The organism is Sphingomonas sp. SP4 (assembly GCF_058313375.1).
Map to the genome: position 1 here is coordinate 902,244 of NZ_JBZFLE010000001.1, position 24,161 is coordinate 926,404.

Sequence of the window (24,161 nt, forward strand, 5' to 3'; positions counted from 1 at the left end):
GTAACGAACCGGGTCGGGAACAAAGCTGCTTTACTTTGGTTGATGAAGAAGAAGCATCGACAATACTTAACTAACATGGATCAGTTTGAAGTAAATACAACAGTTATTTCGTAAAACAGGATCAATTGATCTTCAGCTCCGTCACCGAACAACACCCGTTGTCGTCCTCGGCAGCGTCTCATCAGCCATGGAAAGGGTAAGAAGTTGGGGGAGACAGTCTTAGTAACAGGCGGCGCCGGCTTCATCGGGCGCGCAGTGACCAAGGAACTTCTTCGGCGCGGCAACCGCGTCCGGGTCCTCGACAGCTTGATCGAGCAGGTTCACGGCGATCGCGAGCGGCCGGACGACTTGGCTGACGACGCCGACCTGATTGTCGGCGACATCCGCAACAAGGACATTGTCACCCACGCTTTGAAGGGCGTCGACAGCGTTATCCATCTCGCTGCCGAAGTCGGTGTCGGCCAGTCGATGTATGCGGTGGAGCGCTACACGTCCGTTAACGAGACCGGCTCCGCAGTCCTCTTTGAAGCGTTGATCGATCATCCGGTGCGCCGTGTCGTCACTGCTTCGTCCATGAGCATCTACGGAGAGGGGCTCTACGAAGATGCGGATGGCAACGTCGTGCAGAATGCCGAACGGAAGCCGCGCACTTCAGACTCAGAAAGCTGGGATCCGGTGGATGATCGCGAACGTCCCTTGGTCCCCATGGCGACGCCGGAATGGAAGCAGCCGAGCCTCGCCTCGATCTACGCGCTCGGCAAATATGTGCAGGAGCGGCAGACGCTGATCATGACGCAGGCCTATGGCATGGAAGGCGCCTGCCTGCGACTGTTCAACGTCTACGGACCGGGCCAGGCCCTTTCGAATCCGTACACCGGCGTTCTCGCCATCTTCTCTTCGCGGCTATCGAACGGGCAGCGCCCACTCATTTTCGAAGATGGCGAGCAGCGCCGCGACTTCGTTCATGTGAGCGATGTGGCTCGCGCCTTTTGCGAAGCGCTCGTACATCCCGACGCAACAGGCGAAGTCTTCAACATCGGATCCGGCGTCGATCGCAGCGTAACCGACGTCGCACGGTCGATCGCGAGGGCGCTCAACCGGAATGACATCGAGCCGGAAATCGTCGAGAAGGCGCGGATCGGCGACATTCGGCACTGCTTTTGCGACGGCAGCAAGGCGGCAGATAGACTCGGCTTCCGCGCCTATAAGGATTTCGACGAGGGTCTTGCCGAGCTTGCTGAATGGGTCGCGGGTCAGACGGCAACCGACCGTGTCGATGAAGCGCGGGCGGAGCTCGAAGCCAAGGGTCTCGTGGCATGAGGCGGCGGACGGACGATCGCCCGATTCTGATCACGGGTGGCGCGGGATTCATCGGCAGCAACCTCGCCGACCGGCTGGCGGGCGAGGGCAATGAAATCATCGTCTACGATGCGCTCTCCCGGCCTGGGGTTGAGCGCAACTTGGCCTGGTTGCGGGAACGGCATGGCCAGCGGATCACATCGATCATCGGCGATATCCGCGACGAGGATGAGGTGGTCCGCGCCGCGGCGGACGTGAAGGCGGCGTTCCACTTCGCTGCGCAGGTGGCGGTCACGACCAGCCTTGGCGATCCTCGCGAGGATTTTGACATCAACGTTCGCGGAACCGTCAACCTGCTCGACGCTGTGCGAACGCGTCGTGAGCCGGTGCCGGTGATCTTCGCATCCACCAACAAGGTCTACGGCGATCTCGGCGATCTTCCGTTTGTCGCGACGGACGAGCGTTACGAACCCGAAGGGCTGCTTGCCCGACGTGGCATCAGTGAAAGCCGCAGCCTCGACTTCCACACCCCGTACGGCTGCTCGAAAGGCGCGGCCGACCAATATGTGCTCGACTACGCGCGCAGCTTCGATGTCCCGACCGCCGTGTTCCGCATGAGCTGCATCTACGGCCAGAGGCAGATGGGTACCGAGGATCAGGGCTGGGTCGCTCACTTCCTTATTCGCGCGCTCGATGGTGAGCCGATTACCATCTACGGCGACGGCCGACAGGTCCGCGACATCCTCGACGTGCACGACGCCGTGAACGCCTACGTCGCGGCGCTCCGAAACATCGACAGCGTGGCGGGGCGGGCCTTCAACCTGGGCGGAGGTCCTTCGAACGCCGTCAGCCTGCTCGAACTTACCGATGAGATGCGCGACGTCACAGGCCACGAAGTTGAGCTTCGCTTCGAAGAGTGGCGGCAGGGCGATCAGCGCTGGTTCGTCTCCGATACCAACGCGGCGCAGAGCGCACTCGGCCTGCCGCGGCCTCGGTCGTGGCGCGATGGCGTTGCCCGCTTGGCCGAGTGGCTCGCGGCCGACCGTGGCCTAGTGCTCGACTCCGAACCGCGTCTTGCGAGTGCTGCGCAATGAGGTTGCTGCTCATCACCGATGCTGTCGGAGGCGTGTGGGTCTACAGCCTGGAGCTGGCGGGCGCGCTCCGGCCACTCGGGATCGAGACAGTGCTTGCCGTGATGGGTCCTTCCCCCAGCGAACAACAGCGCGAGGCGGCAAGTGACTTCAAGTTGATCGACACCGGCCTTCCGCTGGAATGGATCGAAGCAGACCCAGCCCAGATCAAGGCTGCAGGCATTGCGCTGTCAGCCGTCGCTGACCGCGAGGCCATCGACATCGTGCAGACCTGCAGCGCTGCACTCCTTGCCGAGGCCGATTTCAGTCAGCCGTGCGTCGCCGTGCAGCATAGTTGCGTGGCGAGCTGGTGGGCGGCGGTGAAGGGCGGATCCTTGCCGACCGAATTCGTCTGGCGGCGTGATCTCGTCGAACGCGGCCTCGATCGAGCCTCCGCGATTGTCGCACCGAGCATCGCTTTCGCGGCCGAGACGGCACGCCTCTACGACGTGGATGCGCCCGTGACGGCGGTACATAACGGACGCCGCCCGACCTTCGCGGCGGCAATGCCCCAAGGCGACTTCGTGCTCACCGCAAGCCGTTTGTGGGACGAGGGCAAGAATGTTGCCACGCTCGATGCCGCGGCTGCGCGACTGAAGGTCCCGTTCCAGGCGGCAGGAGCACAATTTGGTCCGAACGGCTCAAGCATCGAGCTGTGCCACATGCGCAGTCTGGGCGAAGTCAGTGCGACGCGCCTCGCGGGGCTGCTCGGCACGCGGCCGATTTTCGCATCTGCGGCCCTGTACGAACCATTCGGACTTTCCGTTCTGGAGGCAGCGCACGCCGGGTGTGCGCTCGTGTTGTCCGACATTGCCACCCATCGCGAAATGTGGAGCGGAGCGGCCATTTTCGTCGCCGCGCGAGACGATGCGGCGTTCGCTGCTGCGATCCAGGATCTTCTCGAGGATCCGGACGAGCGGCAGCAGCTCGGCCAACTCGCCCGAGCACGTGCGCAATTCTACACGCCCGAACGCATGGCGCGCGGCATGGCCGAGATGTATGCGCGTGTTGGGAGGCCGCAGCTTGCACGCCCGGCACTGGCGGGTGCCGCATGAAGATCGTCTATTTCACGCACTCGCTGCGGTCTTGCTGGAACCACGGCAATGCTCATTTCCTGCGAGGGGTCCTGAGCGAGCTGGTCGCACTCGGCCATGACGTCCGTGTGTTCGAGCCGGAAGGCGCCTGGAGCCTATCCAACCTGCTGAAGGACCATGGCGACGCTGGGCTCGCCCCCTATCATGCGAACTATCCGGAACTCAGCTCGCGCAGCTATTCGCGGGCGGAAGAAGGTGCTGCTCATGCAGCAGGCGCGGACCTCGTCATCGTTCACGAATGGAATGATCCGGAGTTGGTTGCGGCGGTGGGTCGTGTGCGTAAGCGCGGTGGGCGTTTCACTTTGTTGTTCCATGACACGCACCACCGCGCGGTTTCCAACCAGCATGAAATGCGCGCTTACGACCTCGATGCGTACGACGGCGTACTCGCGTTCGGCGCGACACTGGCGCGCGTGTACGAGCGATGGGGATGGGGGGATCGCGTTTTCATCTGGCACGAAGCCGCGGACACGCGTCGCTTCCATCCACCGCAGGTGGAGCAGGAGCGCGAAGGCCTCGTCTGGATTGGCAATTGGGGTGACGGCGAGCGCAGCGAGGAGCTGGTCGAGTACCTGCTGAAGCCTGCGCAAGACACCGAGTTGCCGCTCAGCATATACGGCGTGCGCTATCCCGCGGAAGCGCAACGAACGCTGCAGCGATATGGAGCGGCCTATCGCGGCTGGCTAGCCAATGCTTCGGCGCCGGACGTCTTCGCGAAGCACTTGGCGACGGTCCACGTGCCACGCCGCTTCTATACCGAGACGCTGCCCGGAATTCCGACGATTCGCGTCTTCGAAGCACTGGCGTGCGGCATCCCACTGGTCTCGGCGCCATGGCAGGATTCGGAGAATCTATTCCACATCGGCGACGATTTCCTGATGGTTCACAGCGCCGCGGAAATGTGTCGCGCGCTGCGGGACCTGTCCAACGACCCGGACATGCGCGCCGAACTCGTCCGGAACGGTCGGGAGACCATCGCCAACCGCCACACCTGTGCTCACCGCGTGGAGGAACTGCTGAACATCGTCGAACATCTGCGCGCGCCCGCCCTGGAGACTGCGGCGTGAATATCGCATTTTACGGATCCAGCCTGCTGTCGTCCTGGTGGAACGGCGCTGCGACTTACTATCGCGGACTGCTCCGGGATCTCGCGAGCCGCGGCTACGACATCACCTTCTACGAGCCCGACGCCTACGAGCGACAACAGCATCGCGACATGGAGCCGCCGCCTTGGGCGCGCTCGGTTGTTTACCCTGCCACGCAGGAAGGATTGCGGTCCGTGCTTGCGAAAGCGCGGGAAGCGGACATCGTCGTGAAAGCCAGCGGAGTAGGGGTCTTTGACGACGAACTGATCGAGGGGATCATCGAGCATGCTTCGCCGCATGCGCTGAAAATCTTCTGGGATGTCGATGCTGCAGCGACGTTGGACGAGATGCGCCTGTCTTCGGATCATCCCGTGCGCCGCGCGCTCCCGTTGCTTGATCTCGTCCTGACTTATGGCGGCGGCCCGCCAGTGGTGGACCGCTATCTGGAATTCGGCGCTGCCGAATGCGTGCCCGTGTACAATGCGCTCGACCCGGAAACTCATCATCCCGTCGAACGCGATCCGCGCTTCACGGCCGACCTGTCGTTCCTGGGCAACAGGCTCCCCGACCGCGAAGCGCGGGTCGAGCATTTCTTCCTCGAGCCCGCGGCCGCGCTGCCCAACCGGCAATTCCTGATCGGCGGCAATGGCTGGGAAACAAAGGCGCTTCCGAAGAATGTTCGGCATCTCGGCCACGTGTTCACGCACGAGCACAATGCATTCAATTGTACGCCGCTCGCGGTGCTCAACATCGCCAGGGACAGCATGGCGAATATCGGCTTCTCGCCGGCAACGCGCGTGTTCGAAGCAGCCGGTGCCGCGGCCTGCCTGATCACCGACGCGTGGGAGGGGATCGAGCAATTCCTCGAACCCGACCAGGAGGTGCTCGTTGCCCGCGATGGCCAGGATGTGATCGAGCACGTGCGCAATCTCACCCCTGATCGAGCCCGCGCGATCGGCGAAGCAGCGCTGAGGCGCGTGCTTGCCGAGCACACATATGCGCACCGAGGCGCGCAGGTCGACGCGCTGCTTCGCCAGCAAATGGCGAGCCGAATGGAAGAGGTGGCGGCGTGAAGCTCGTCGTTCTTGGACTCAGTCTTTCCTCATCGTGGGGCAACGGCCACGCGACGACTTTCCGGGCACTGCTCAAGTCGTTCGCAGCACGTGGGCACGACATTCTGTTCCTGGAGCGAGATGTTCCCTGGTATCGCGACAATCGTGACATCGCCGATCCGGATTATTGCCGCCTAAAATTCTATCGGACGGTCGACGAGCTCGAGCATTGGCGCGGCGAAATCCGCCGGGCGGACGCGGTCATCGTCGGTTCCTATGTTCCGGATGGTGTCGAGGTCGGCCGCTATGTCCAGCGCGTCGCGCGCGGGGTCACGGCATTCTACGATATCGACACGCCGGTTACGCTGGCGAAGCTCGAACGACAGGACTTCGAATATCTCTCGCCCGATGTGATCCCGGGTTACGACCTGTACCTGTCCTTTACCGGCGGACCGACGCTGGAGAGGATCGAAGGTCAATATGGCTCGCCGCAGGCGCGCGCACTTTATTGTTCGGTCGACGCTGAGACTTACCAGCCCGTCGACGTCCCGAAGGAGTGGGATCTCACCTATCTCGGCACCTACAGCGACGACCGGCAACCGACGGTCGAGAAACTTCTTATCGAGCCTGCGCGCCGACTACCGCAGCTCCGATTCTGTGTCGCCGGTCCGCAATATCCCGACAGCATCGATTGGCCGGCCAATGTCCAACGCATCGACCATCTCCCACCAGCGGCTCATTCCGAATTCTACAACGCGTCTCGCTTCACCCTGAACGTCACGCGTGCTGACATGATTGCCGCGGGCTGGTCGCCATCGGTGCGCCTGTTCGAGGCTGCGGCGTGCGCAACGCCGGTAATCTCGGATGTGTGGCCTGGGATCGATCAAATGTTCTGGCCGGAACGCGAAATCATTCTAGCCAACCGCCCGGACGAGGTGATTGCGCGATTGTCTTCGGCTGCAGATGCGTCCGCCATCGGACGTGCGGCGCGTTCGAACGTGCTTGCGAAGCACACTTCCAGCCACCGGGCTGCAGAGCTCGAGAATTACATGGAGGAAGCGGCGGCGGTGCCAGCTCAGGCCGACCTTATCGCCGCGGCAGAATAGATGACCGAAGTAACGATGCGCGCCGCAGTCCTGACGGGCGCAGGCAAGATGAAGATTGAGGATGTGCCCCTGCCAGAGCCTGGGCCGGGCCAAGTCCGCATCCGGCTGGAAGGTTCGGGCGTATGCGCGTCCAACCTTACGCCTTGGGAAGGCCCTGAATGGATGCAGTTTCCGACGGAGCCCGGTGCGCTCGGCCATGAAGGCTGGGGGGTCGTCGACGCGGTCGGCCCGGGAGTAACTGCCGTTCAGGTCGGCGACCGGGTCGGCGCGCTGAGCGGCAAGGCCTATGCGGAATACGACATCGCCGACGCCGTAAACGTCGTGAAGCTACCGGAGAGCATGCGACTGCTCGATCTCCCGCTCGAGCCCTTCGGCTGCGCGATGAACATCTTCCGCCGCAGCGACATCCAACCAGGCCAAACCGTCGGAATTATCGGCGTTGGGTTCCTCGGATCTATCCTCGTCAGTCTTGCCTTCAACGCCGGCGCGCGGGTGATCGCCATCTCACGGCGGCAGGAATCGCTCGACCTCGCGCGCCTGATTGGCCCGATCCACGCCATTCCGATGGACGATCACTGGCGGATCATCGAGCGAGTGCGGGAGCTGACCGACGGAGTGTTTTGCGATCGCGTCATCGAATGCGTCGGCAAGCAATGGCCGCTCGATCTCGCTGCCGAGCTTACGCGGGAAGGCGGCCGGCTCGTCATCGCGGGCTATCACCAGGACGGCCCGCGGCAGGTCAACATGCAGCTGTGGAACTGGCGCGGCTTCGACGTCGTCAATGCGCACGAGCGCGATCCGGCCGTGTCGCTCCAGGGAATGCGGGAAGCAGTCGCGGCGATCGAGACCGGCCTGATCGATCCAAAGTTGCTGATCACCCATCGCTACCCACTCGACCGCCTCGACGAGGCGCTGAACGCCACGCGGGATCGCCCTGGCAAGTTCGTCAAGGCCGTCGTCGTCCCAGCCTGATGGTCACGCTTGGCTTTCTCGGGACCGGATGGATCGGCCGCAATCGCATGGAAGCGATGCTTGGGACCGGGGAGGCGAAGGCAATTGCGATCTGTGATCCCAATCCGGAAATGGCTGCGGGAGCGCTGGAGCTTGCGCCGGACGCTCAAATCGTCGGCTCGTTCGAGGACCTGCTAGCACGCGAACCCGATGGGGTGGTGATCGCCACGCCGAGCGCCATGCATGCCGAGCAGTGCATTGTTGCCTTCGAAGCGGGGGCGTCGGTCTTTTGCCAAAAGCCGCTGGGGCGGACAGCGGCGGAAGTCGAGGCGGTCCTAGCTGCGGCTCAGCGCGCGGAGCGGCTGCTTGGGGTCGATCTTTCCTACCGCCACACCTCGGCCATGCAGGCGATCCGCGATCGGCTCGATGCGCTCGGGCGTCCCTTCGCCGCAGATTTGACGTTCCACAATGCGTACGGCCCAGGTGCCGGCTGGTTCTGGGACCGGAAACTTTCCGGCGGTGGCTGCCTCATCGATCTCGGCGTTCACCTCATCGACCTTGCACTCTGGCTGTTCGATTTTCCGGAGGTTCTCGACGCTCGCGCCACCCTCCTTCGTGAGGGGCGGGCCGCCCGAACGCACGAGGTTGAAGACTATGCGGCCGCGGACTTGATACTCGCGAACGGCGTGACCGTGCGTCTGGCCTGCTCGTGGAACCTCAATGCAGGGCAAGAGGCAGTGATCGGAGCGGAGATTTTCGGCACCTCGAGTGGCTTGAACATGATCAACCAGGGCGGATCATTCTTCGACTTCTCAGCCTTTCAGATGAGAGGCACGACCCGCACTCAAATTGCGTCGCCGCCGGATGACTGGGCCGGCAGGGCCGCAGTGGATTGGCTCCACAAGCTTGCCCGGGGAGAGCGGTTCAGCGGTAGCACAAGCGGGCTGCGGGAAACTGCCCGCGTGATCGACACGCTCTACGAATCAGGGCTGCGGGATCAGGCGATCGACGACCTTGCCGAGTGTGCCGCGCGACCAAGCAAAGGCCTGGTAAATGCCTAAGATGGTACGCGCCCAAACAAGATAGATGATCGGAGCCTTCATGCGCCTTGCGAGGCGCAACATGGGGATGCTCCACTGTGCGATGTTGTAGCGCAGGAGGTAGATGATCTTCCGACGGGCCGGCAGGTCTCGCGAGGGCGCGACACGCTTGAACGGAAGGATCCCCCACCGGCGCCACGACAGCCGGTATGCGAGGCCCTCCCTCCTGTGCCGGAGCCCGGCAGCCTGTGTCTTCGCAACGAAGTCGGCGTCGACGAGTTCGAGTGCCAAGCGCCCTTCAGGAATAGCGCTCTCAAGGAGATGTTTCATTTCTAGTGTGCGAGCGATGACCACGTTGGTGCCTCGCCCATCGGATGAATAGGGTTCGACCCAAGCATCGCCGAACGAAATGTCAGCTGTTTCCCCGACCACATCGTCACACCAGTCGCATGCTGGATTTTGAAAGAACCCGGCACCCCAGTCGCCGTCGGCGAGGTGCCACCAATCCCGCTCCTCGCTACTGTCGTCGGTCAGGTCGAGATGGGCGCGGTACCAATTGGCCGGGCGAGTTTCGTCCTTGATCCGATAGTCGAGTGCGCGAACTTCGGCGATCTCGCGCTTCAGCTGCCAAGCGAAGCTTTCGACCATCGCGGCGCTCTTCTGATGGCCGCAGAATAGGCCAAGCGTGTGGGTGATGCGGTCGCGGATCAGCGGGTCCGCGCGGCGCAGAAGCTGGATCGCCTTGATAAAGCAGGGCACGCCGACGATGGCGTATCGGCCTGGCGTCGCCCGCATTTCGCGCAGCACGCTCGAAAGCTCGACGGGATAATAGCGCGACTTCGCCCCTTCACCGATTTCATCCAGCGACCGCGAGACGCGATATTCGAAGAACCGTCCGCTGACCTGCGGATCCGATGGAACCACATGTGCAACGCCGTCTACGGCGCCTGTCCGAAGAAGCTCCGCGGCGACCCAGCCTGTAAGACCGCCAGAGCTGCCGCGCGATCGGAAGCTGCCGTCTTCCGCGTGGCCGACATAAGCGGCTTCAAACCTGCCAATCGAAGGATCCTGAGCCACAGAGAGGGGAAGGCGCTCCTCGCCAATCCGGTCCTCATCAATGGAGCCTGGCGACATCGGGCAGTGATGGGTCAGATATTCTGACGGCGCCTCGTACCAATCGCGAGGGCCCATCGGCTTGAGAAAACCATCGCGGTCCCACATCATTCGGGCGGATCGATGCGCCGCCGCGCAAGATCCGCAACCAACGCAGAGACCCGAGCGAACGATCTGCGCCGGGCTGTACAGCGGCTGAGCCGCCTCGCCTCGCGGATCAGGGAAGCGCTGCATCGAGATACGCGTTCGATTGTGCCCGCAGTTCGTCGATCCTCCTCCCGACTTGCGGCTGCATCGGGCTTCGAAGGAGTTCGTCAACCGCGCCTTGCGGTGTGCCTTCGTCGATCAGCCGCGATTGAACGCCGAGAAGGGAAGCGAGGTCGGGAATCTTGATCGAGCGGTATGCACTCGGACTGCTGACCCACGGCTTGCCGTTGAGAATCGCAAATACGCATCCGTGGAAGAAATTCGTGATGACCGCTCGAGCGCTGGCCATCATCGTCGCAAATTCCAGCGGGCCGGCGGTAACCTGCTGGTCGTCAGCCCAATCGTTGAGATAGCCGACGCTGACCAGGCGCAGGCCATCATCGTCCGCCCAGCGGCGAATCCGGCGCCTGAGCCAGCTCGGGAAGCTGTGGCCGTAAACGACGGCGTAGGGAGATCCCTCGTGCTGCTCGTCTTTCGCAGCTCGAGGAAACTGCAGGCACGGGTCGAGCACGAGTGCTGGCTCACGGCCGACGCCATTGCGTATGAGGTGTCGGCTATTCTCATCGCGGACCGCGATGGTCGAAAAGCGATCCAACTTCCGGGCCCAATCAGGGTGGATACCGTCTGTAGCGCCATGGCTGCCGAAGCTCGCCGCGTAGGAGACTAGCCGCCCAGCCTGCAGTCCGTCGCCGAAGAAGATCGCCTGGCTGCCGAACCAGGGATGGCGGAAGTTCCAGACCTCGTCGCTACCGACGACGATTGCGTCATATTCGCTCGATTGCCTGGGCTCGTGCAGGGAGAAGTGGCGAGAGAGCGGCAGTGAGCTGACCGCCCCCTCGAACTTTCGCGCCTTGACGGCATAGCTCTTGATGAATTGACGCGGTGTCCGCCGCGGGAGTTCAGGCTGCAGCGCGCACCGCCATTCAGCCGTACGGACCTGGGCGCAATCATGGTCGAGCAACTCGACGTCGTATCCGCGTGTAGTCAGGCCCTCGATCAGGCACCGGGCTTGCCAGTATGAGCCATAGTTGATCGACCGATGGAAGGTGAGCACACCTATTTTGCCAGTAGGCATTCTATGAGAAATCGGTGACGCGGGCTGCGGTTCCGACGGCTGTTCACGGACGCCGCATGCCTACGGAAGTGGTGGACGCACTAGGGCTCGAACCTAGGACCCGCTGATTAAGAGAAATTATTCGGCGAATTTCTTCGGATTTTACTGGACCGAAAAAGCTTGCGAATCAGCCGTTTTTGATGGTCATGTGATCCCGCGAGGTCCGGGGGTATCCAGCCCCAGGCGTTACCTAAGGTAACGCGGCTAGAACCCGCTGAAAGAGTCTAAGGTGGTCGCAGTTGCTGGCCTAACCGATGCCAAAATAAAGGGCTTGAAGCCGCCTCAGTCTGGTCAAGTTGAGTATGCAGATGCGCTGGTGCCGGGCCTGAGGCTGCGTGTAGGCTCAAGTGGTACCAAGACCTTCATTCTTCGAAAGAGGGTGGGGGGCCGAGCACGCAACCTCACCTTGGACCGCTATCACGAGAGGCGATTTACGCTGTCCGATGCCCGAAAAAAGGCCCGGGCGTTGATTAGCGATATTGAAGCGGGTGCGGAGCCCCACGCGCGAGGAAGCGGACAGAAGAGGGCGCAAACAGCCGGCACCATCAAAACCCTGTTCGAGGACTACAAGAGGGCCAAGTCGAACCTTCGCAGCCTCGGTGAAGTAAAGCGCATTTTTGAGAAATACGTAATTCCTGAGATCGGCGGTCGACTGGCGGACAGCGTCACGAGAGCCGATATCACGCGACTAATCGACGGTATTTCGGCGCCCACGATGGCACGAGCAGTTGGGGCGCAACTCAGCGCATTCTACTCGTGGGCCATGCCAAGGCTCGACCGCCTCGACTCAAATCCGTGCCGTGACGCGTGGAAACCGCCGAAGCCGCCCGCCCGCGATCGGGTGCTCTCCGACGATGAGATCATAGCGGTGTGGAATGCGGCGGCCCAGGAACCCGAACCATTCGCTTCCGGAATCAAGTTGCTCATGCTCACGTTGCAACGACGAGACGAAGTCTTCAGCGCCGATGTCACTGAATTCGATCCCGACAACGCGACTTGGGCTATTCCAGGCAACCGGGCGAAGAACGGCGTAACCCACATCGTTCCACTATCGCCAGCGGCACTCGCAGCGGTCAAATCGCTCATCGGCAAGCGAAAGGATGGGAAGCTGTTTCCGGCCCGTGGTCGCGCGGAGCACGGACCCAGCGGATTTTCCAAGTCGTGGGCGCGAGTACGAGAATTTGTTCATAATGAACTGGGGCGACCTGTTGAACGCTTTACGATGCACGATCTTCGCAGAACTGGCGCGACTGGAATGCAGCGTCTCGGTGTGCGGCTGGAAGTTACTGAAGCCGTTTTGAACCACGTCAGCGGGAGTCGCGCAGGGATCGTAGGCGTGTATCAGAGGCACCACTTCACGGATGAAAAGCGGGATGCTTTGAGCAAGTGGGCGACGGAAATCTCCCGGATCTTGGGCACTGCGAAGAGGCCCAATGGCAAGGGCTAGCGAGCGCCAAGGTCCTCAGGTTCGGAGGTGGCTTGAAATCGGCGAGAACGGGGACGCCAACGACCTGCGCGAATATCTGGAGGCCGCCGCCTCAACTTTGCACGACCTAAGTTGGAATTGGCCGGGTGAGTCCGGCGACGCGGTTTTCGAATTGTTCCTCGTTCTCACGACGCTCGATCAAACGTTGGCCGAAGATGGTGAGACCGCCATTCAGCTAACCGTTGGACCTCGCAAACGCCGCGGAGGTCGCCCGCGCACAGATGCACGCAAGGCAATGCTCTATCGAAGGGCAGCGCGACATGCCGAGATCGAGATCCGTCGCGGTCAAAATGAAGAGGCCGCAATAGAAAGCGCACTCGAAGAACTACGTCAGACGGGCGAGGCGAAAGGCATTGCTTTTAATGGGGTCAAAAAGGCACGCCGTGAACTCCGTCGAAAGCTAGCAGACGGCTCACCACGGGACCCGAAGAAAAACCCCTGAAAGTTAATCTACTCGACCGTCCAAAAAGGCTGCTTAATTTCCGGTGTCGTCTTGATTTGTTGGAGGCGACCTATGACGAAGTTGTTGCGGTTAGAGACCGTGAAGGCGCGCACCGGGCTCTCGCGGTCTGCAATCTATGCCGACGAGAGCTTTCCGAAGTCAGTCAAAATTGGACTCCGGGCGGTCGCCTGGGTCGAGCATGAGATCAGCGACTGGATCGATGCGCGTATCGGCGCTCGGGAGCGGGAATGATGAAGGCTCAACGGAGGGTTACGGCGGATTCAGCGCCAATTCTGTTGGCTCTCTCGCGTGTGCGCGCCTGCATGTGACGCGGGTCCGCACGGCGCGGAGGCGCACGCGCGTGGACGCCGGCCATGTTGCGTCAAAATCCGCCGTAACTCTCCGTTCCACTCTGAAATCTCGGAAGGAATCAAGGAATTTGAAGAGAGAAAAGCCTGATCCACTTGAGTTCGCGTATTGGGCGGCAGAGCACCTCGAGTTCGGGGACGGTGCATCAGCACGAGCAGGCGGATTGTGGAATCACTGGACTGACGCAGCGAAATCGCGAGGAGTGAAGCCAGGCACTCCCCGCTCGTTCAGCAACGCGCTCCGGAAACTGGGTTGCCCGTCCTTGCGACCAACCGTCGGACGCCGAAGTAGACAGCACTCGGGCTGCAGATTGATTCTGCCTTGGATTGATGTGCCTGAGACACCGCGGCTATTCGGGGATGCTCTGTTAGCCTACGAGTGCGACCTGAACATTGACCGCATGAAAAGGTACCGTTGAGGCGTTTCTCCTTCTGTTCAGACGGGGGGTAGCCAAAAGTCTGCTGGCTCGCCTGCAATGTACCGACACCGCTGCCACGCACAGATTTTTTCCTTCGTCATGCAATTTCAGGCAGGTCCGGCGGAAGCTCGTGCCCGCTAGCCCGTTCTGCGCCGCCTGTAAGGCGCCACTGCGTAGTTGGCTGATCAGGGCGTTTTTGTCGCTGCGCGGCCTTGTAGCGCCGTTTTCGGGGCTCCTGGAGGACCGTCCGACGCGGTTTCTCGCGCGGATGTAATCAGCAGGAATATCCTTCCGCCTCCGCGTCGACTTGCGGTGAAATGCGGCCTCGCTTCAGGAAAGGAACTTACGCGGCGGCGATCACGGACCTCGGAACTTAGCGACGGACTTGACACACGACGACCGGATAACTCTCCTGTTGCGGCTCGGATGGGGGAGTGTCACGGCATGCGTTTACCGAGCGTATGGTCATTCGCTTTTGGGATCGCAATTTGGTCGCCTGCGCAGGCTCAGGAAACGGCTGCCGATCCGTCCTGTAACTCGGCATGTCAGGAGCTTCGGGCCAAAGCGGCCGCCGAACTTAAGAAGCCTTTCGCGCTTAACGTGGGCGTCCCAGCGACGATAGATTTCGCAAAGGCGGCAGCCGACAAAGAACGACAGTTTCGTAAAGCGGCGGAAACAGCGGTTCGGCGTCGTTTAGTCGATCCGGATTCCGCCCAGTTCGAATGGCCATTTGGCTTCCTGAATGGCTATTGGAAGCCAGTTCTTCAAAAGCGCATAACGGGCATTTGGACGTGCGGCCTTGTCAACGCTCGCAATCGCATGGGCGGTTATGCTGGCTCGTCATCCTTCGTCGTCGTTTTGAACGACGAGGCCGTTCCGATCTATGTCGAGATTGGCGACGGCAAAGAGTATGATTTTACGGCGATGGGATGCGCTAAGGCAGCTAAAATGCTTCCCGCCGCCAACCCGCAAGCCAATGACTCAGCGATCGCGACGTCCTCAACTGTTTCGGTAGCTGATGAACTAGAGAAACTTGCGGCCCTGAGGGACCGGGGCGTCCTGACTCAACAGGAGTTCGAAACCCAAAAAGCCAACCTTCTGAACCAGTCTCATCAGTAATTAGCGGCGGAAGCAATTTAGGGGGAAACGTTGCCGTCGACTTGGATTTTTCAGGCGAACCCGACGCGGTTCGACATTGACGCGTATCTAGCGGGCAAGCCGGTCGAAACGGAGTGGCTGGTTAGCCGCTACTTCAATGAGATTGCACCCGGCGACAGGGTATTCATTTGGCGGGCGGGCAGCGACAAAACCCGGCCCGCCGGCGTGATCGCGGACGCTACCGTGATCACCCCGGTTCGCGAAACAATTGATGATAGCGGCACGAAACTTTGGGCCGACCCCTCGGATGGAACCGTTCCGCGACCGCGCGCGCGCCTCCTTATCGGACGCATAGCCACGAAGCGCGAAGTGATAACAACCCCGATCAGGAAGTGAGGCAAGTAAGAGTTTAGGCGGGAAAGAATGTTCCCCAATTGTTCCGCTAAGTATATCGGGCTGGAATGTTGACCAAGCATGTTCGCACAACCGGAGATTTGATCCGCTTCAATTGTGCCCAGGTCGAACGCACGCATTGTGGATCGACGCGAACCTTGAGCGCTGGCGCGGCTTTAAAGGGCCTAGGCCTCGTCGATTTACGGGGCTTGTCGCGCCGCTTTCCGTGTCTCCGATGCGGGATAAAACAGGCCCGGATTGTCGTCCTGCCGCCCGTTTGACTGACCTCATAATCTTGATGAAAAAACGTCTAACCGATTCAAAGGCTTAAACGATAATCGGTGGATAAGTCGTCATCAGTCTCTTGTTTGGGCGATTCCGCCCGATGAAAATGGGCTTACCACTTTTCGACGGTGGTCGGCGCGGCGCGACAATCGCTGTGACGCTGGCTAGCCGGTTGAGACGGAAGCGGTGGACTGACGGGTTGCTCCGTCAGGCGAACGCCTCAACCGGCTCGCTTTGAATAACGGGCCACTTCCGCGACGCGCAAGCAAATTGCCAAAGGCGCGGAGCAGAAAAATTTAGTGTTACCCAGAGCGTTACCCAGGCCCGAATTGGGCCGTTCTGGATCGTCGCTCAGTCGTTGAAAAGATGGCTCCCAGGGTCTGATTCGAACTGGCGGGCGTCCGATTAGCAGTCGGATGTTCGGGCAAGCTGACCGAGTTGAGGCAGCGTCCGCAGCCGGTGATACCTTGTTCGGTACCTTCCTCGGATAATTCCGGAGATCAACGATGGAAGATGTTGGTTGAGCCACTGATTTCCAATCAGTGAGGGGCGGGGACCTTTCGAGGCGCAGCCCTATGTCTGAAATGCGCCCTTAGCGGTCGTTCGGTGGCTCGGTCAGTCGCCCCGAAAGCGGCTGTCTGTTCAGCGAGGCCGTAATGTCCGCTTTCGACCCATTGCGGACATAACGAGCCAGCCCTAAGCTCCCTCGCGCCGGGGGGGGGCATCATGGACAAAGCGGCTACTGGTCGAACTGGCGCATTGGCGCTTCTCGCGGGCGTTATCGGCGTTCTAGCGGTCGGTTTACTTATCGCCGCCCTTGCGGCTCCGACGCCCGCTTCAGACACAATGCGTCGGGAAACGAGCCTCTTTGCTTGGCAGAACGTGGCTGTAGTTTTGCAGGCATTGGTGATGGTGCCCGTCGTCATTGGCTTGCATCGGGGAGCAGCCACTGGCGAGCGCCTCGCGCTGTGGACCGGCCTCGTTGCTCAAATCACGCTCGCGCTCGCGGCTGGACTGCTTTTGACGGGTAGCGTTGCCGACATGTTGTATATGGCTCCAATCGGCCTCGTCGGCGTCTGGTTGTTGCTCATCAACAAAAAGGATGACGAGCGATTTCCCCGCGCAATCGTCTGGACGGGCAGGGTCGCGGGACTGGGGTTACTCCTCGTAGGCATTGGTTTCGTCATCTACGGCTTGTTCGTTGCTCCTGAGGTGTTCACACGGCCCCTCACAAACGCCGAGATCGACGCGCAATCCCTGACAACGCCCAATCTCATAGCGCACATCTTCATGGGTGTTGGGACACTATTCGGTCGTGTCGTTTACCCGATTTGGACAATCGTGCTTGGCATTCGCATGATACGGCTCGGTCGAGGCTAACGTCCGCTTTCCACCCAAAGCAGACCTTAGCTGCATTGTTGCGGTGAGACTTCCGGATCGTATTGGATGTCGAAAGTATTGGTCGATGCGGACATACCCGACAGGAATGAGAGTCGGATCTTGCTCGCGAAAGCGGCGGCTAAATCTCTTCGTGAAGGGGTCCGAACGCCCGTACGATTTCGTAGATGCCGGGCTCGAACGTGGCGATAGCCAAGGCCTCTTGCAGGAACGTCCGTGGGCCTTGGGCCGAGCGCATCGCATTGTACGCCTCGATGCTGCGCCACCGCGCGTACATGACGACCTTCTTTCCATCGAGGCTTCGATGGAGCGTCGACGAAATGAAGCCTGGTGCCCGATTGACCGATCCTTCGGTGGCACGAGTCAGAAGTTCGATAAGTTTCTGCTGGTCGGCTGGTTCAACCGTGAATACGTTAATCAGAACGACCATGTCGGCAGAGACTTCGGACATAGATTTGTACACTTAATAGCGGCTCGAAATCACGAGCACGGGATAGCGGTAGCCTATAAGCCAACGCTGTCCGCTTTCCACCCATTGCGGACATTAGGGCGCTTCGCGCATGTTGGTCTGTGGCGATCATTTTCACAGACCCCGAGGCCCTAGCCCAAACGCTCGCCGAGCGTTTCAAAGAGCCAGCGATCATAGGGATCGATGGTTGGACTGGCGTGGGCAAGACTACGCTGGGAGCAACTCTCGCGGAATTGGTTCACGGCAAGTCGTACGACCTCGACGCGGCCCTCACTCATGATCGAAGACAGTACGTTGGCGCCGTGCGCATCTCCCAAGTCACTGAGGCACTTCGAGAGCCCGAAGGCTTGTTATTTGTGTCTGGCATTTGCTTACGGCAGATCCTGAGCGAAGCCGATCGAACGACAGGCGCTCAAATCTATGTGAAGCGTATGGCGGTTTGGGGCTGGGCTGACGAGGACGAACTTACCGGCAAGCTGCCTGAGTTGCCTGGAGCGAGCGGCCAAGCGGTCAGGCAAGAGCTGCGCGCTTATCATGAGAGGTGGCGTCCCCATGAACTCGCAGACTACGAGTTTCACCGTTTCAGCTAGGAGTTCGTGATTCTGCAATAGGTGGAAAGCCGTTAGCGCTTCACCTCTTTGTATGCCTTGGCGTAGCCCGCACGGCATGCTCCTTCGAAGAGCGTTTCCGCACGTTGGGGGTCCTTAGGTCCGCCGATCCCAAACCTGAGATACCCCGCTAAAAAGTAACAGTAGCTTTGGTCACCATCTCGGCAAAGGACCTCATACATCTTTCGAAACTCTGGATCGTAGGCCGGGGGAAACTCACCTGTCGGGTTGATGAGAACCGGTGGCGGTGGCTCAAATCTCTGCGGCGAGCTCGCCACCAATGCAGCGCTAATCGAAGCAAGAGTTCCGATTATCATCTGCGCAGCTTAGCCGGCGGCTTAATGTCGCAATGGGTGGAAAGCGGACGTTGGCTCGGTCTCGTCAAACGCCGCCGCCCGATCTCATGACGAACCACGCGAAGGCAAGAAGGAGCGAGAGCATCCACACTGTGACGAAAATGACGACCCAGCTTGAGCGGCGCGCCTTTAATAAAGCGACTGCCGGTAGGGCCGCTCCACCCAACAGAAAGGCTAAGGAGCCGTATCGATACCAGAGTTCCTGTTCGCTGCTCGAATATGGACCCCGCACGAAACTAGCGGCGGTGAGGCCCATCACGACGGCGTTTACAGCCAGCACCGTCCAAGCACAGCCTATGCCTTCCACTTTGCTCTGTTCGCTGGCCTGCTCCACATGTCTAGACTGACGACGTTTCGTAACGTCCGCAATGGGTCGAAAGAAGACATCAACCGCCGTGCGTTCTTAGAGAACAAGGTCCGAAGAATGCAGCGTGAGCGTTCCTGTCAGCTCAATCTGGAACTCGGGCGTCGAATCTGCATCGGTGTTCCCGTAGATCGTCGTCACGCCGTTTGACTGGACGTACCGAAGCTGGCCAGCCGCGCTGAAGGCGCTGGTCCCCCTCCAGCTGAATGCCTGATTTCCGGAGATGAGCGTGTTGGCGTCGACGCTGCATAGATTGATCAGGTCGATGCCCGGCTGGAAGTCGGCGATGACGTCATGCGAGGCGCCGAAGGCGGAATCGGATTCCGCCTGAAAGTCGAAGGAATCGTATCCACTGCCGCCCGCCAATACGTCCCTTCCGGCACCGCCCACGATGCAATCGCAGTTCGCGCCGCCGTTGATCGTGTCGTTGCCGATCCCGCCAAGCAGGGTGTCGTTCCCGAACCCACCGTTGAGGACGTCGTCTCCGCGGGAACCAAACAGCATGTCGCCGTTGGCCGTCCCGTTCTGCGTTCCGCCTGCTGCATTGGAATAGATGAAGTCGGTCGCCTCGAACTGCGATGGTGCGACATTCAAGAAACTGAGCAAGTGATCCTGCCCGTTGTAGTAGGCATTGATGGCGGCGCCATAATAGTCGACCCCCAATACGGCGCGGATCTGGCTGAAGTCGCTGATACCCCAGGCGGAGACGTCGACCTTGTCGCCGTTCATCATGTCGTAGACGAGGTCGTCGCTGAAACCGCTCGTTGTCATTCGGGCGCTCATCACGAATGTGTCGTTACCCGCCCCTCCACGCAGGTCGTTGACTCCGCTCCCGGGCGTCAACGTGTCGTCACCGTCGCCGCCCGACAAATAGTCGTTTCCCGTCCCGCCAAAGATGATGTCGTTTCCGCCCAGACCGTAGAGGGAGTCATTTCCGGCATTGCCGAAGATCGTGTCTGCGAGCGAGGTGCCTTTAATCAGGTCCGAAGAGCTCGTGCCGTTGAAAGTGGCCATTTCACGCGCTCCTACTCATCACTGAGCTTGGGCGCGACAAGCCCCGCCGCGCCGGGGCCCAATCCAGTTAGTTCCTGTTGATGAGTCGGATGTTCATGCCGAGGTCTCGGAACCAATGTCCGCAATGGGTCGAAAGCGGACCTTAGCTAAAGGTTGTTGAGCCACCGCATGGGTGGGTCGCCAACCTCGCGAGAGAATGATCTTGTGAAGTGGCTTTGGTCGGCAAAACCGCAGGCTAGGGCAATCTCCGCCAGACTGGCCGTTTTCTCGAGCAAAAGAGCCTTGGCCCGTTCAATCCTACGTGTCTGCATCCACCGATGAGGACTGAACCCAGTCGCTTGCTTGAAAGCGCGTGAGAAGTGAGAGGGAGACAGACCACATAAGTCTGCCAACTCGGTCACCGTCAGATTGCCCGCAAGGCGCTCCTCCATTGCCTCCTGTGCCAAGCGCAACAGCTTACGTGGCAGTCCACGAGCCGTGGGCGGTAGCGCAGGCTTGCCGTGACCGTATTGGTGTAGCGTATGTGCGGCCAGCGATTGCATCAGACAGTCAAGCGCAAATGGGCTGCCATCCTGGTCGAGCATCGCGAGCGCCGCGCGGCCGAGGTGGCGCACAACGGGATCATCATAGGGGTTTGCGAAACGAAACTTGAGCTCACCGTCGAATGTCGTGCCAGTCCGTTCGGCCAGATCGGTGAAGACGGAGTTCGGAATATAGAAGTGAAGCGAATGATGCGCGTTCCTGGTGAAGTTCACGGGGTCCCTTCGGAGGTCGAATAGCACCGTCGATCCGCCGCGGAATCCGGGCGTATCAACGGCGCGCCCGTCCTGCCAAAGCTCGTGATCCGCGCAGTTCTCCACCATCAACGTGACGAGATGAGCCTCGTCATATGGTATCGATGCGCTCGGCTGAGGCGTGGGGAACGGGCTTCGGATCTGCGTAACTGCAAGAACGCCGGCAGTAAGACTCCGAGACACATAAGCCTTTTGGGAGTCCAGCCAGAACCGCTGCGCAAAATCCGTCCCATAAGCCTTGCCAGTGGCCGCTTCCGGGTAAAATAGCTCGTCTTGCATCCACTCGCCCCGCATTGGGTGAGGGATACACCGGTACTATGACACGCCGGAGTCCGCCAATACGGCTTTTTGCCCTACTGGCGCTGTCCTAGCGAGATTGGATACGCCGTATTGCGCATGACCAGCATTGGGTCAGCAGGCTCCACTCCGGGATGTGATTGGCCTGGCAAGAAGAGCAACTCACGTTGCGCCTTGTCTGGATCCGCGGGCAGCTTCGTCAGGGTAACGGTGCCGAGCTTCACTGTGGGGCGACTGTCGGGCCAGGCAACCGAAGGGTCTTCAATCTTGTCGCCCGGTCCCGAGAGTTGAGCGATTAGGTCAAAGGCGATGGCCTTTTGACGCACACGCTGCGTGATCTCATCTTGCAGATAGTTTGCGCTCATCGATTTGCGCTCTGGCGGACTGAGATACTTCTCGGCCTCGTGCGGCACGAAGCGGTACCGTATGAATTTCGATTGGCCCTTCGCATTTGTGAACTTCTCGGAGTTGATCCCGAAGTAGGTGGCAGTTGCGTATGACGCCGGGTACGTACGGGTCTCGAGGAACTCCTTCGCATGGGGGTGTGTAGCGAGAAACTGCTCAGTCGGATTCGGATGCGTGGTGGACGCTCGGCTCGCTGCTAATGACCGCAGGAAAACCGCAAACTCGTCGAACGTCGCAACGATGAAGTCCCTATGCTGGTTGGCTTCGATGTCGAAGTCGTCGCCATCGGGTGCCTTGATCTTGATAGCGAACCCAGCTGGAGAGGCACCATCGTCGTTGTCCGGCAGATCTGGCACCCCTGCAAAGAGTGAGAACCTCGCAACGACCGGAAGGGGGCCTCCGGCAAATACGGGTGCCTTTACAATCGAACGGGCTTCGATCGCAGGCGTGAATGTCCCTTCTAAGATGACACCCTTGGTATGGACGGCTCGCGCGTGATGTTCACCAAAGGCCGTGTGAAGTGCGTTCACCATGCTCAGCGGCGTTTCTTTGGGCGGTTCGGCGAAAGCTGTCACAGCTGCACATCCAAACAGAACAGGGATGCTTCGCTTCACAAATTTGAGAGACATTACGGGCTCCTCTCGTGAGGGTCCCGAATTACAGAGCCAGTGCTGGCTCCCTCTTGTTCATTCCTGACGCGTTTTGAACTTTCCCGCCATAAAGCGCAGGTCTTCCGCCCGTTTCAATAATGTCCGCAATGGGTCGAAAGCAGACATTAGCACCACGACGCCTCAAGGTATCCTCAAGGCCCTGTCCAGCGAGAGATTTCCGCCGCCCAGCGCGATCAAGGGGAGCATCACTCCCGCCCAGCTCAAGTGCGTCGGCCAGGCGTCGGGATATACGAAGATCTCGATAACCAGCGTCATGACCAACAATGCGGTAGCGGCCACGCGGGTAAACAGGCCGATTACGAGCAGTAATGGGAAGAAGTGCTCGCTGTACGTGGCTGCATAAGCCGCGATTTCGGGCTTTACGAATGGCAGGGCGTAATCCGTTCGAAAGAGCTCAAACGCCGTATCGTTGACGGTCAGAAAGCCATCCACTTTCGTTCGTCCCGACATGAAGAACACCGCCGCTGTTCCGAGGCGCTGAACGAGCAGAAGCAGCGAGGGCGGCAGTAACTTCGCGGCGGACGAAGCGAATAGGTCGTAGGGAGCGCGCCAGAGTGGCGCTTCGCTGCGAGTAGCCATGTTCAGTACCTTTCTTTGGGAGGGGCGGCGAACACGCCCAGTTTGACGAGTGATGCAAAGACGGCGGTGCAATCTTCTCGCGGGAAGAGCGCGGCCGCAGCCGCGATGCTGGCGCCGAGACTTTCGCCTAGACGCAGTCCCGCAAGGAGCCGATGCGCAGCTTTTCCCGTGATGACCGCGTGAGTCGTGAAAGGCTCCGGCCGAGTGAAGAGCGTACCTTCACCTTTCCATTCCGGCGCAATCTCCGGAACGTTTGGCTGCTGATGCGCGAGCCAGATGCTCATTGCGGGTGTCGACAGCCAGGCGAAGCGGACGGCGGGATGCAAGCGAAGGGCGAAATCTCCACCAACGGGATGTTCGCCCGCATCCGGAGCGAACAGGCATGTCAGGTGCAGGCGCTCTACTCTTGCGACATCGGCGAGGTACGGAAGATCGGCAATCCAGTTCTGGTGGCGCAACCAATCCGCGAACTCGGCGCCATAAAGCGCGAGGATGGGCGACCGTGGCGGACAGGTCGACACGAAATCGACGGCAATATGATCGAACATTTCCGGGCCGACGATCTGCTCGACGACGGGGTAGTTTGAGCGGAGGGCCTCGACCGCGCCGTGGATCACCGTGTTTCGATAGACCGCCATCGCGCCGTGCGCGGGCCTATCGAGCGCAATGACGAATTGCCGCTGAAAGGATGCGAGATCAGGCGGCAAGGGAGATGTCTTCGACGAGCAGGCCCTGCGCGCGCCGGCGCTCATTCATGAGCTCGGCAAAGGCTGGGACATTGCCGTCCCGTTCGATCAGTGTCGGGCGCGGACCGATGCGCTCAACGAACTCTTCGTAGAGAGTCCAGACGGGCTCGCTCACGGGCTCGTCGTGACTGTCGATGAGCAACGTGCCTTCCGCATCGAGTGAATGGCCCGCGAGATGGATTTCGCCGACACGATTGGCGGGAATCGCGTCGAGCCATTCCGAGGCTTTGAAGCCCGTATTATGCGCGCCGACCACGACGTTGTTCACGTCGATGAGCAGTCCGCAGCCGCTGCGGCGAGCGAGCTCGGCAAGGAAGCTCGTCTCACTCCAGCTGTGGTCGCGAAGCGCGAGATAATGAGTGGGATTTTCGATCAGGATCTGGCGCTGGAGCGCATCCTGTACGCGACCGATGTTGGCTGCGCACCGCGCCAAAACCTCATTCGTGCGCGGGACCGGAAGCAGATCGGGAAAGCACCGGCCGTCGAGACGCGACCAGGCGAGGTGCTCCGACACGAGCGCTGGCTCGAACCGGTCGACCAGTTGTTTCAGAGACGCCAGATGTTCGGGATCAGGATCATCGGCACCCGCGAGGGACATTCCGACGCCATGCAGCGACACTGGACGCACCCTTCGGATTGCTTCGAGGATCGCCAGGCGAGGACCGCCGGCGACCATGTAGTTTTCGGCATGTACCTCGAACCAAAGCCCCACCGCCGGAGAGGCGAGGGCCTCGTGAAAATGCTGGGGCTTGAAGCCGATTCCGGCGGTGGGGGTCAT

25 protein-coding genes are annotated in these 24,161 nt (G+C 60.5%); 15 read left to right on the plus strand and 10 right to left on the minus strand.

Annotation, left to right across the window (positions count from 1 at the left end; all coding sequences use genetic code 11):
* The first annotated feature begins 204 nt into the window (after positions 1 to 204).
* The 8 genes from AC4GYV_RS04465 to AC4GYV_RS04500 are packed head-to-tail and all read left to right on the plus strand — an operon-like array spanning position 205 to position 8,778.
* Complete coding sequence (locus tag AC4GYV_RS04465) at positions 205 to 1,320, plus strand: NAD-dependent epimerase/dehydratase family protein (protein WP_491099457.1); 1,116 nt, start codon at positions 205 to 207, stop codon at positions 1,318 to 1,320.
* Positions 1,317 to 2,393, plus strand: coding sequence for an SDR family NAD(P)-dependent oxidoreductase (locus AC4GYV_RS04470; protein WP_491099458.1), 1,077 nt, complete (start codon positions 1,317 to 1,319; stop codon positions 2,391 to 2,393). Before AC4GYV_RS04465 ends, AC4GYV_RS04470 begins: the two co-directional genes overlap by 4 nt.
* Positions 2,390 to 3,484 (plus strand): glycosyltransferase family 4 protein, encoded by a 1,095-nt coding sequence (locus tag AC4GYV_RS04475; RefSeq protein ID WP_491099459.1) that lies wholly within the window; start codon positions 2,390 to 2,392, stop codon positions 3,482 to 3,484. The genes AC4GYV_RS04470 and AC4GYV_RS04475 overlap by 4 nt, the downstream gene beginning before the upstream one ends.
* Entirely contained in the window at positions 3,481 to 4,590 is a 1,110-nt protein-coding gene (locus AC4GYV_RS04480; protein WP_491099460.1) for a CgeB family protein, read from the plus strand. The genes AC4GYV_RS04475 and AC4GYV_RS04480 overlap by 4 nt, the downstream gene beginning before the upstream one ends.
* Positions 4,587 to 5,681, plus strand: a complete 1,095-nt coding sequence (locus AC4GYV_RS04485; RefSeq protein ID WP_491099461.1) for a CgeB family protein — start codon at positions 4,587 to 4,589, stop codon at positions 5,679 to 5,681. Before AC4GYV_RS04480 ends, AC4GYV_RS04485 begins: the two co-directional genes overlap by 4 nt.
* A complete protein-coding gene (locus AC4GYV_RS04490) occupies positions 5,678 to 6,766 on the plus strand; it encodes a CgeB family protein (RefSeq protein WP_491099462.1) in 1,089 nt (362 codons plus the stop codon). The genes AC4GYV_RS04485 and AC4GYV_RS04490 overlap by 4 nt, the downstream gene beginning before the upstream one ends.
* Positions 6,767 to 7,738 carry an MDR/zinc-dependent alcohol dehydrogenase-like family protein gene (locus AC4GYV_RS04495; protein WP_491099463.1) on the plus strand — a complete coding sequence of 324 codons (972 nt, stop codon included), beginning with the start codon at positions 6,767 to 6,769 and terminating at the stop codon, positions 7,736 to 7,738.
* Positions 7,738 to 8,778, plus strand: a complete 1,041-nt coding sequence (locus AC4GYV_RS04500) for a Gfo/Idh/MocA family protein (protein ID WP_491099464.1) — start codon at positions 7,738 to 7,740, stop codon at positions 8,776 to 8,778. Before AC4GYV_RS04495 ends, AC4GYV_RS04500 begins: the two co-directional genes overlap by 1 nt.
* Here AC4GYV_RS04500 and AC4GYV_RS04505 read toward each other — a convergent pair.
* Positions 8,701 to 9,981, minus strand: coding sequence for a Coenzyme F420 hydrogenase/dehydrogenase, beta subunit C-terminal domain (locus AC4GYV_RS04505; protein WP_491099465.1), 1,281 nt, complete (start codon positions 9,979 to 9,981; stop codon positions 8,701 to 8,703). The two genes, AC4GYV_RS04500 and AC4GYV_RS04505, sit on opposite strands and share 78 nt — an antisense overlap.
* A gap of 106 nt (positions 9,982 to 10,087) precedes the next feature.
* A complete protein-coding gene (locus tag AC4GYV_RS04510; protein ID WP_491099466.1) occupies positions 10,088 to 11,152 on the minus strand; it encodes a polysaccharide pyruvyl transferase family protein in 1,065 nt (354 codons plus the stop codon).
* Positions 11,153 to 11,420: 268 nt separating this feature from the next.
* Here AC4GYV_RS04510 and AC4GYV_RS04515 point away from each other — a divergent pair, with 268 nt between their 5' ends.
* The 6 genes from AC4GYV_RS04515 to AC4GYV_RS04540 all read left to right on the plus strand — a co-directional run bounded on the left by AC4GYV_RS04515 (position 11,421) and on the right by AC4GYV_RS04540 (position 17,062).
* Positions 11,421 to 12,638: a tyrosine-type recombinase/integrase gene (locus AC4GYV_RS04515; protein WP_491099467.1), complete on the plus strand. Its 1,218-nt coding sequence runs from the start codon at positions 11,421 to 11,423 to the stop codon at positions 12,636 to 12,638.
* Entirely contained in the window at positions 12,625 to 13,119 is a 495-nt protein-coding gene (locus tag AC4GYV_RS04520; RefSeq protein WP_491099468.1) for a hypothetical protein, read from the plus strand. Before AC4GYV_RS04515 ends, AC4GYV_RS04520 begins: the two co-directional genes overlap by 14 nt.
* 72 nt (positions 13,120 to 13,191) lie before the next feature.
* Positions 13,192 to 13,371 (plus strand): helix-turn-helix transcriptional regulator, encoded by a 180-nt coding sequence (locus AC4GYV_RS04525; protein ID WP_491099469.1) that lies wholly within the window; start codon positions 13,192 to 13,194, stop codon positions 13,369 to 13,371.
* Positions 13,372 to 14,350: 979 nt separating this feature from the next.
* Complete coding sequence (locus tag AC4GYV_RS04530) at positions 14,351 to 15,025, plus strand: SHOCT domain-containing protein (protein WP_491099470.1); 675 nt, start codon at positions 14,351 to 14,353, stop codon at positions 15,023 to 15,025.
* Positions 15,026 to 15,055: 30 nt separating this feature from the next.
* Positions 15,056 to 15,400: an EVE domain-containing protein gene (locus tag AC4GYV_RS04535; RefSeq protein WP_491099471.1), complete on the plus strand. Its 345-nt coding sequence runs from the start codon at positions 15,056 to 15,058 to the stop codon at positions 15,398 to 15,400.
* A 1,008-nt stretch (positions 15,401 to 16,408) separates the two neighbouring features.
* Entirely contained in the window at positions 16,409 to 17,062 is a 654-nt protein-coding gene (locus tag AC4GYV_RS04540; RefSeq protein ID WP_491099472.1) for a hypothetical protein, read from the plus strand.
* A gap of 139 nt (positions 17,063 to 17,201) precedes the next feature.
* On the opposite strand, the gene AC4GYV_RS04545 is transcribed toward AC4GYV_RS04540, so the two are convergent.
* On the minus strand, positions 17,202 to 17,531 hold the full coding sequence (locus AC4GYV_RS04545) for an antibiotic biosynthesis monooxygenase family protein (RefSeq protein WP_491099473.1): 330 nt from the start codon (positions 17,529 to 17,531) through the stop codon (positions 17,202 to 17,204).
* Between the two features lie 119 nt (positions 17,532 to 17,650).
* On the opposite strand from AC4GYV_RS04545, the gene AC4GYV_RS04550 reads away from it, so the two are divergent.
* Positions 17,651 to 18,139, plus strand: a complete 489-nt coding sequence (locus AC4GYV_RS04550; RefSeq protein ID WP_491099474.1) for a hypothetical protein — start codon at positions 17,651 to 17,653, stop codon at positions 18,137 to 18,139.
* 399 nt (positions 18,140 to 18,538) lie between these two features.
* Here AC4GYV_RS04550 and AC4GYV_RS04555 read toward each other — a convergent pair whose 3' ends face one another.
* The 7 genes from AC4GYV_RS04555 to bufB form a co-directional block, all read right to left on the minus strand.
* Entirely contained in the window at positions 18,539 to 18,847 is a 309-nt protein-coding gene (locus tag AC4GYV_RS04555; protein ID WP_491099475.1) for a hypothetical protein, read from the minus strand.
* A gap of 69 nt (positions 18,848 to 18,916) precedes the next feature.
* A complete protein-coding gene (locus AC4GYV_RS04560; protein ID WP_491099476.1) occupies positions 18,917 to 19,891 on the minus strand; it encodes a calcium-binding protein in 975 nt (324 codons plus the stop codon).
* A 146-nt stretch (positions 19,892 to 20,037) separates the two neighbouring features.
* A complete protein-coding gene (locus tag AC4GYV_RS04565; RefSeq protein ID WP_491099477.1) occupies positions 20,038 to 20,964 on the minus strand; it encodes a helix-turn-helix domain-containing protein in 927 nt (308 codons plus the stop codon).
* A gap of 74 nt (positions 20,965 to 21,038) precedes the next feature.
* Positions 21,039 to 22,016: a catalase family peroxidase gene (locus AC4GYV_RS04570; protein WP_491099478.1), complete on the minus strand. Its 978-nt coding sequence runs from the start codon at positions 22,014 to 22,016 to the stop codon at positions 21,039 to 21,041.
* Positions 22,017 to 22,178: 162 nt separating this feature from the next.
* The gene (locus AC4GYV_RS04575; RefSeq protein WP_491099479.1) at positions 22,179 to 22,637 is read right to left on the minus strand and encodes a DoxX family protein; all 459 of its coding nucleotides are present in this window, start codon (positions 22,635 to 22,637) and stop codon (positions 22,179 to 22,181) included.
* A 2-nt stretch (positions 22,638 to 22,639) separates the two neighbouring features.
* On the minus strand, positions 22,640 to 23,389 hold the full coding sequence (locus tag AC4GYV_RS04580; RefSeq protein WP_491099480.1) for an HvfC/BufC family peptide modification chaperone: 750 nt from the start codon (positions 23,387 to 23,389) through the stop codon (positions 22,640 to 22,642).
* Complete coding sequence (gene bufB / locus AC4GYV_RS04585; protein WP_491099481.1) at positions 23,334 to 24,161, minus strand: MNIO family bufferin maturase; 828 nt, start codon at positions 24,159 to 24,161, stop codon at positions 23,334 to 23,336. Before bufB ends, AC4GYV_RS04580 begins: the two co-directional genes overlap by 56 nt.

Bases quoted from the DNA above. Each gene is read 5' to 3' on its own strand.
- AC4GYV_RS04470 (WP_491099458.1), top strand. From the start codon at position 1,317: ATGAGGCGGCGGACGGACGATCGCCCGATTCTGATCACGGGTGGCGCG.
- AC4GYV_RS04475 (WP_491099459.1), top strand. From the start codon at position 2,390: ATGAGGTTGCTGCTCATCACCGATGCTGTCGGAGGCGTGTGGGTCTAC.
- AC4GYV_RS04480 (WP_491099460.1), top strand. From the start codon at position 3,481: ATGAAGATCGTCTATTTCACGCACTCGCTGCGGTCTTGCTGGAACCAC.
- AC4GYV_RS04495 (WP_491099463.1), top strand. From the start codon at position 6,767: ATGACCGAAGTAACGATGCGCGCCGCAGTCCTGACGGGCGCAGGCAAG.
- AC4GYV_RS04500 (WP_491099464.1), top strand. From the start codon at position 7,738: ATGGTCACGCTTGGCTTTCTCGGGACCGGATGGATCGGCCGCAATCGC.
- AC4GYV_RS04505 (WP_491099465.1), bottom strand. From the start codon at position 9,981: ATGATGTGGGACCGCGATGGTTTTCTCAAGCCGATGGGCCCTCGCGAT.
- AC4GYV_RS04510 (WP_491099466.1), bottom strand. From the start codon at position 11,152: ATGCCTACTGGCAAAATAGGTGTGCTCACCTTCCATCGGTCGATCAAC.
- AC4GYV_RS04520 (WP_491099468.1), top strand. From the start codon at position 12,625: ATGGCAAGGGCTAGCGAGCGCCAAGGTCCTCAGGTTCGGAGGTGGCTT.
- AC4GYV_RS04525 (WP_491099469.1), top strand. From the start codon at position 13,192: ATGACGAAGTTGTTGCGGTTAGAGACCGTGAAGGCGCGCACCGGGCTC.
- AC4GYV_RS04530 (WP_491099470.1), top strand. From the start codon at position 14,351: ATGCGTTTACCGAGCGTATGGTCATTCGCTTTTGGGATCGCAATTTGG.
- AC4GYV_RS04540 (WP_491099472.1), top strand. From the start codon at position 16,409: ATGGACAAAGCGGCTACTGGTCGAACTGGCGCATTGGCGCTTCTCGCG.
- AC4GYV_RS04545 (WP_491099473.1), bottom strand. From the start codon at position 17,531: ATGTCCGAAGTCTCTGCCGACATGGTCGTTCTGATTAACGTATTCACG.
- AC4GYV_RS04560 (WP_491099476.1), bottom strand. From the start codon at position 19,891: ATGGCCACTTTCAACGGCACGAGCTCTTCGGACCTGATTAAAGGCACC.
- AC4GYV_RS04565 (WP_491099477.1), bottom strand. From the start codon at position 20,964: ATGCAAGACGAGCTATTTTACCCGGAAGCGGCCACTGGCAAGGCTTAT.
- AC4GYV_RS04570 (WP_491099478.1), bottom strand. From the start codon at position 22,016: ATGTCTCTCAAATTTGTGAAGCGAAGCATCCCTGTTCTGTTTGGATGT.
- AC4GYV_RS04575 (WP_491099479.1), bottom strand. From the start codon at position 22,637: ATGGCTACTCGCAGCGAAGCGCCACTCTGGCGCGCTCCCTACGACCTA.
- AC4GYV_RS04580 (WP_491099480.1), bottom strand. From the start codon at position 23,389: ATGAGCGCCGGCGCGCGCAGGGCCTGCTCGTCGAAGACATCTCCCTTG.
- bufB (WP_491099481.1), bottom strand. From the start codon at position 24,161: ATGACCCCCACCGCCGGAATCGGCTTCAAGCCCCAGCATTTTCACGAG.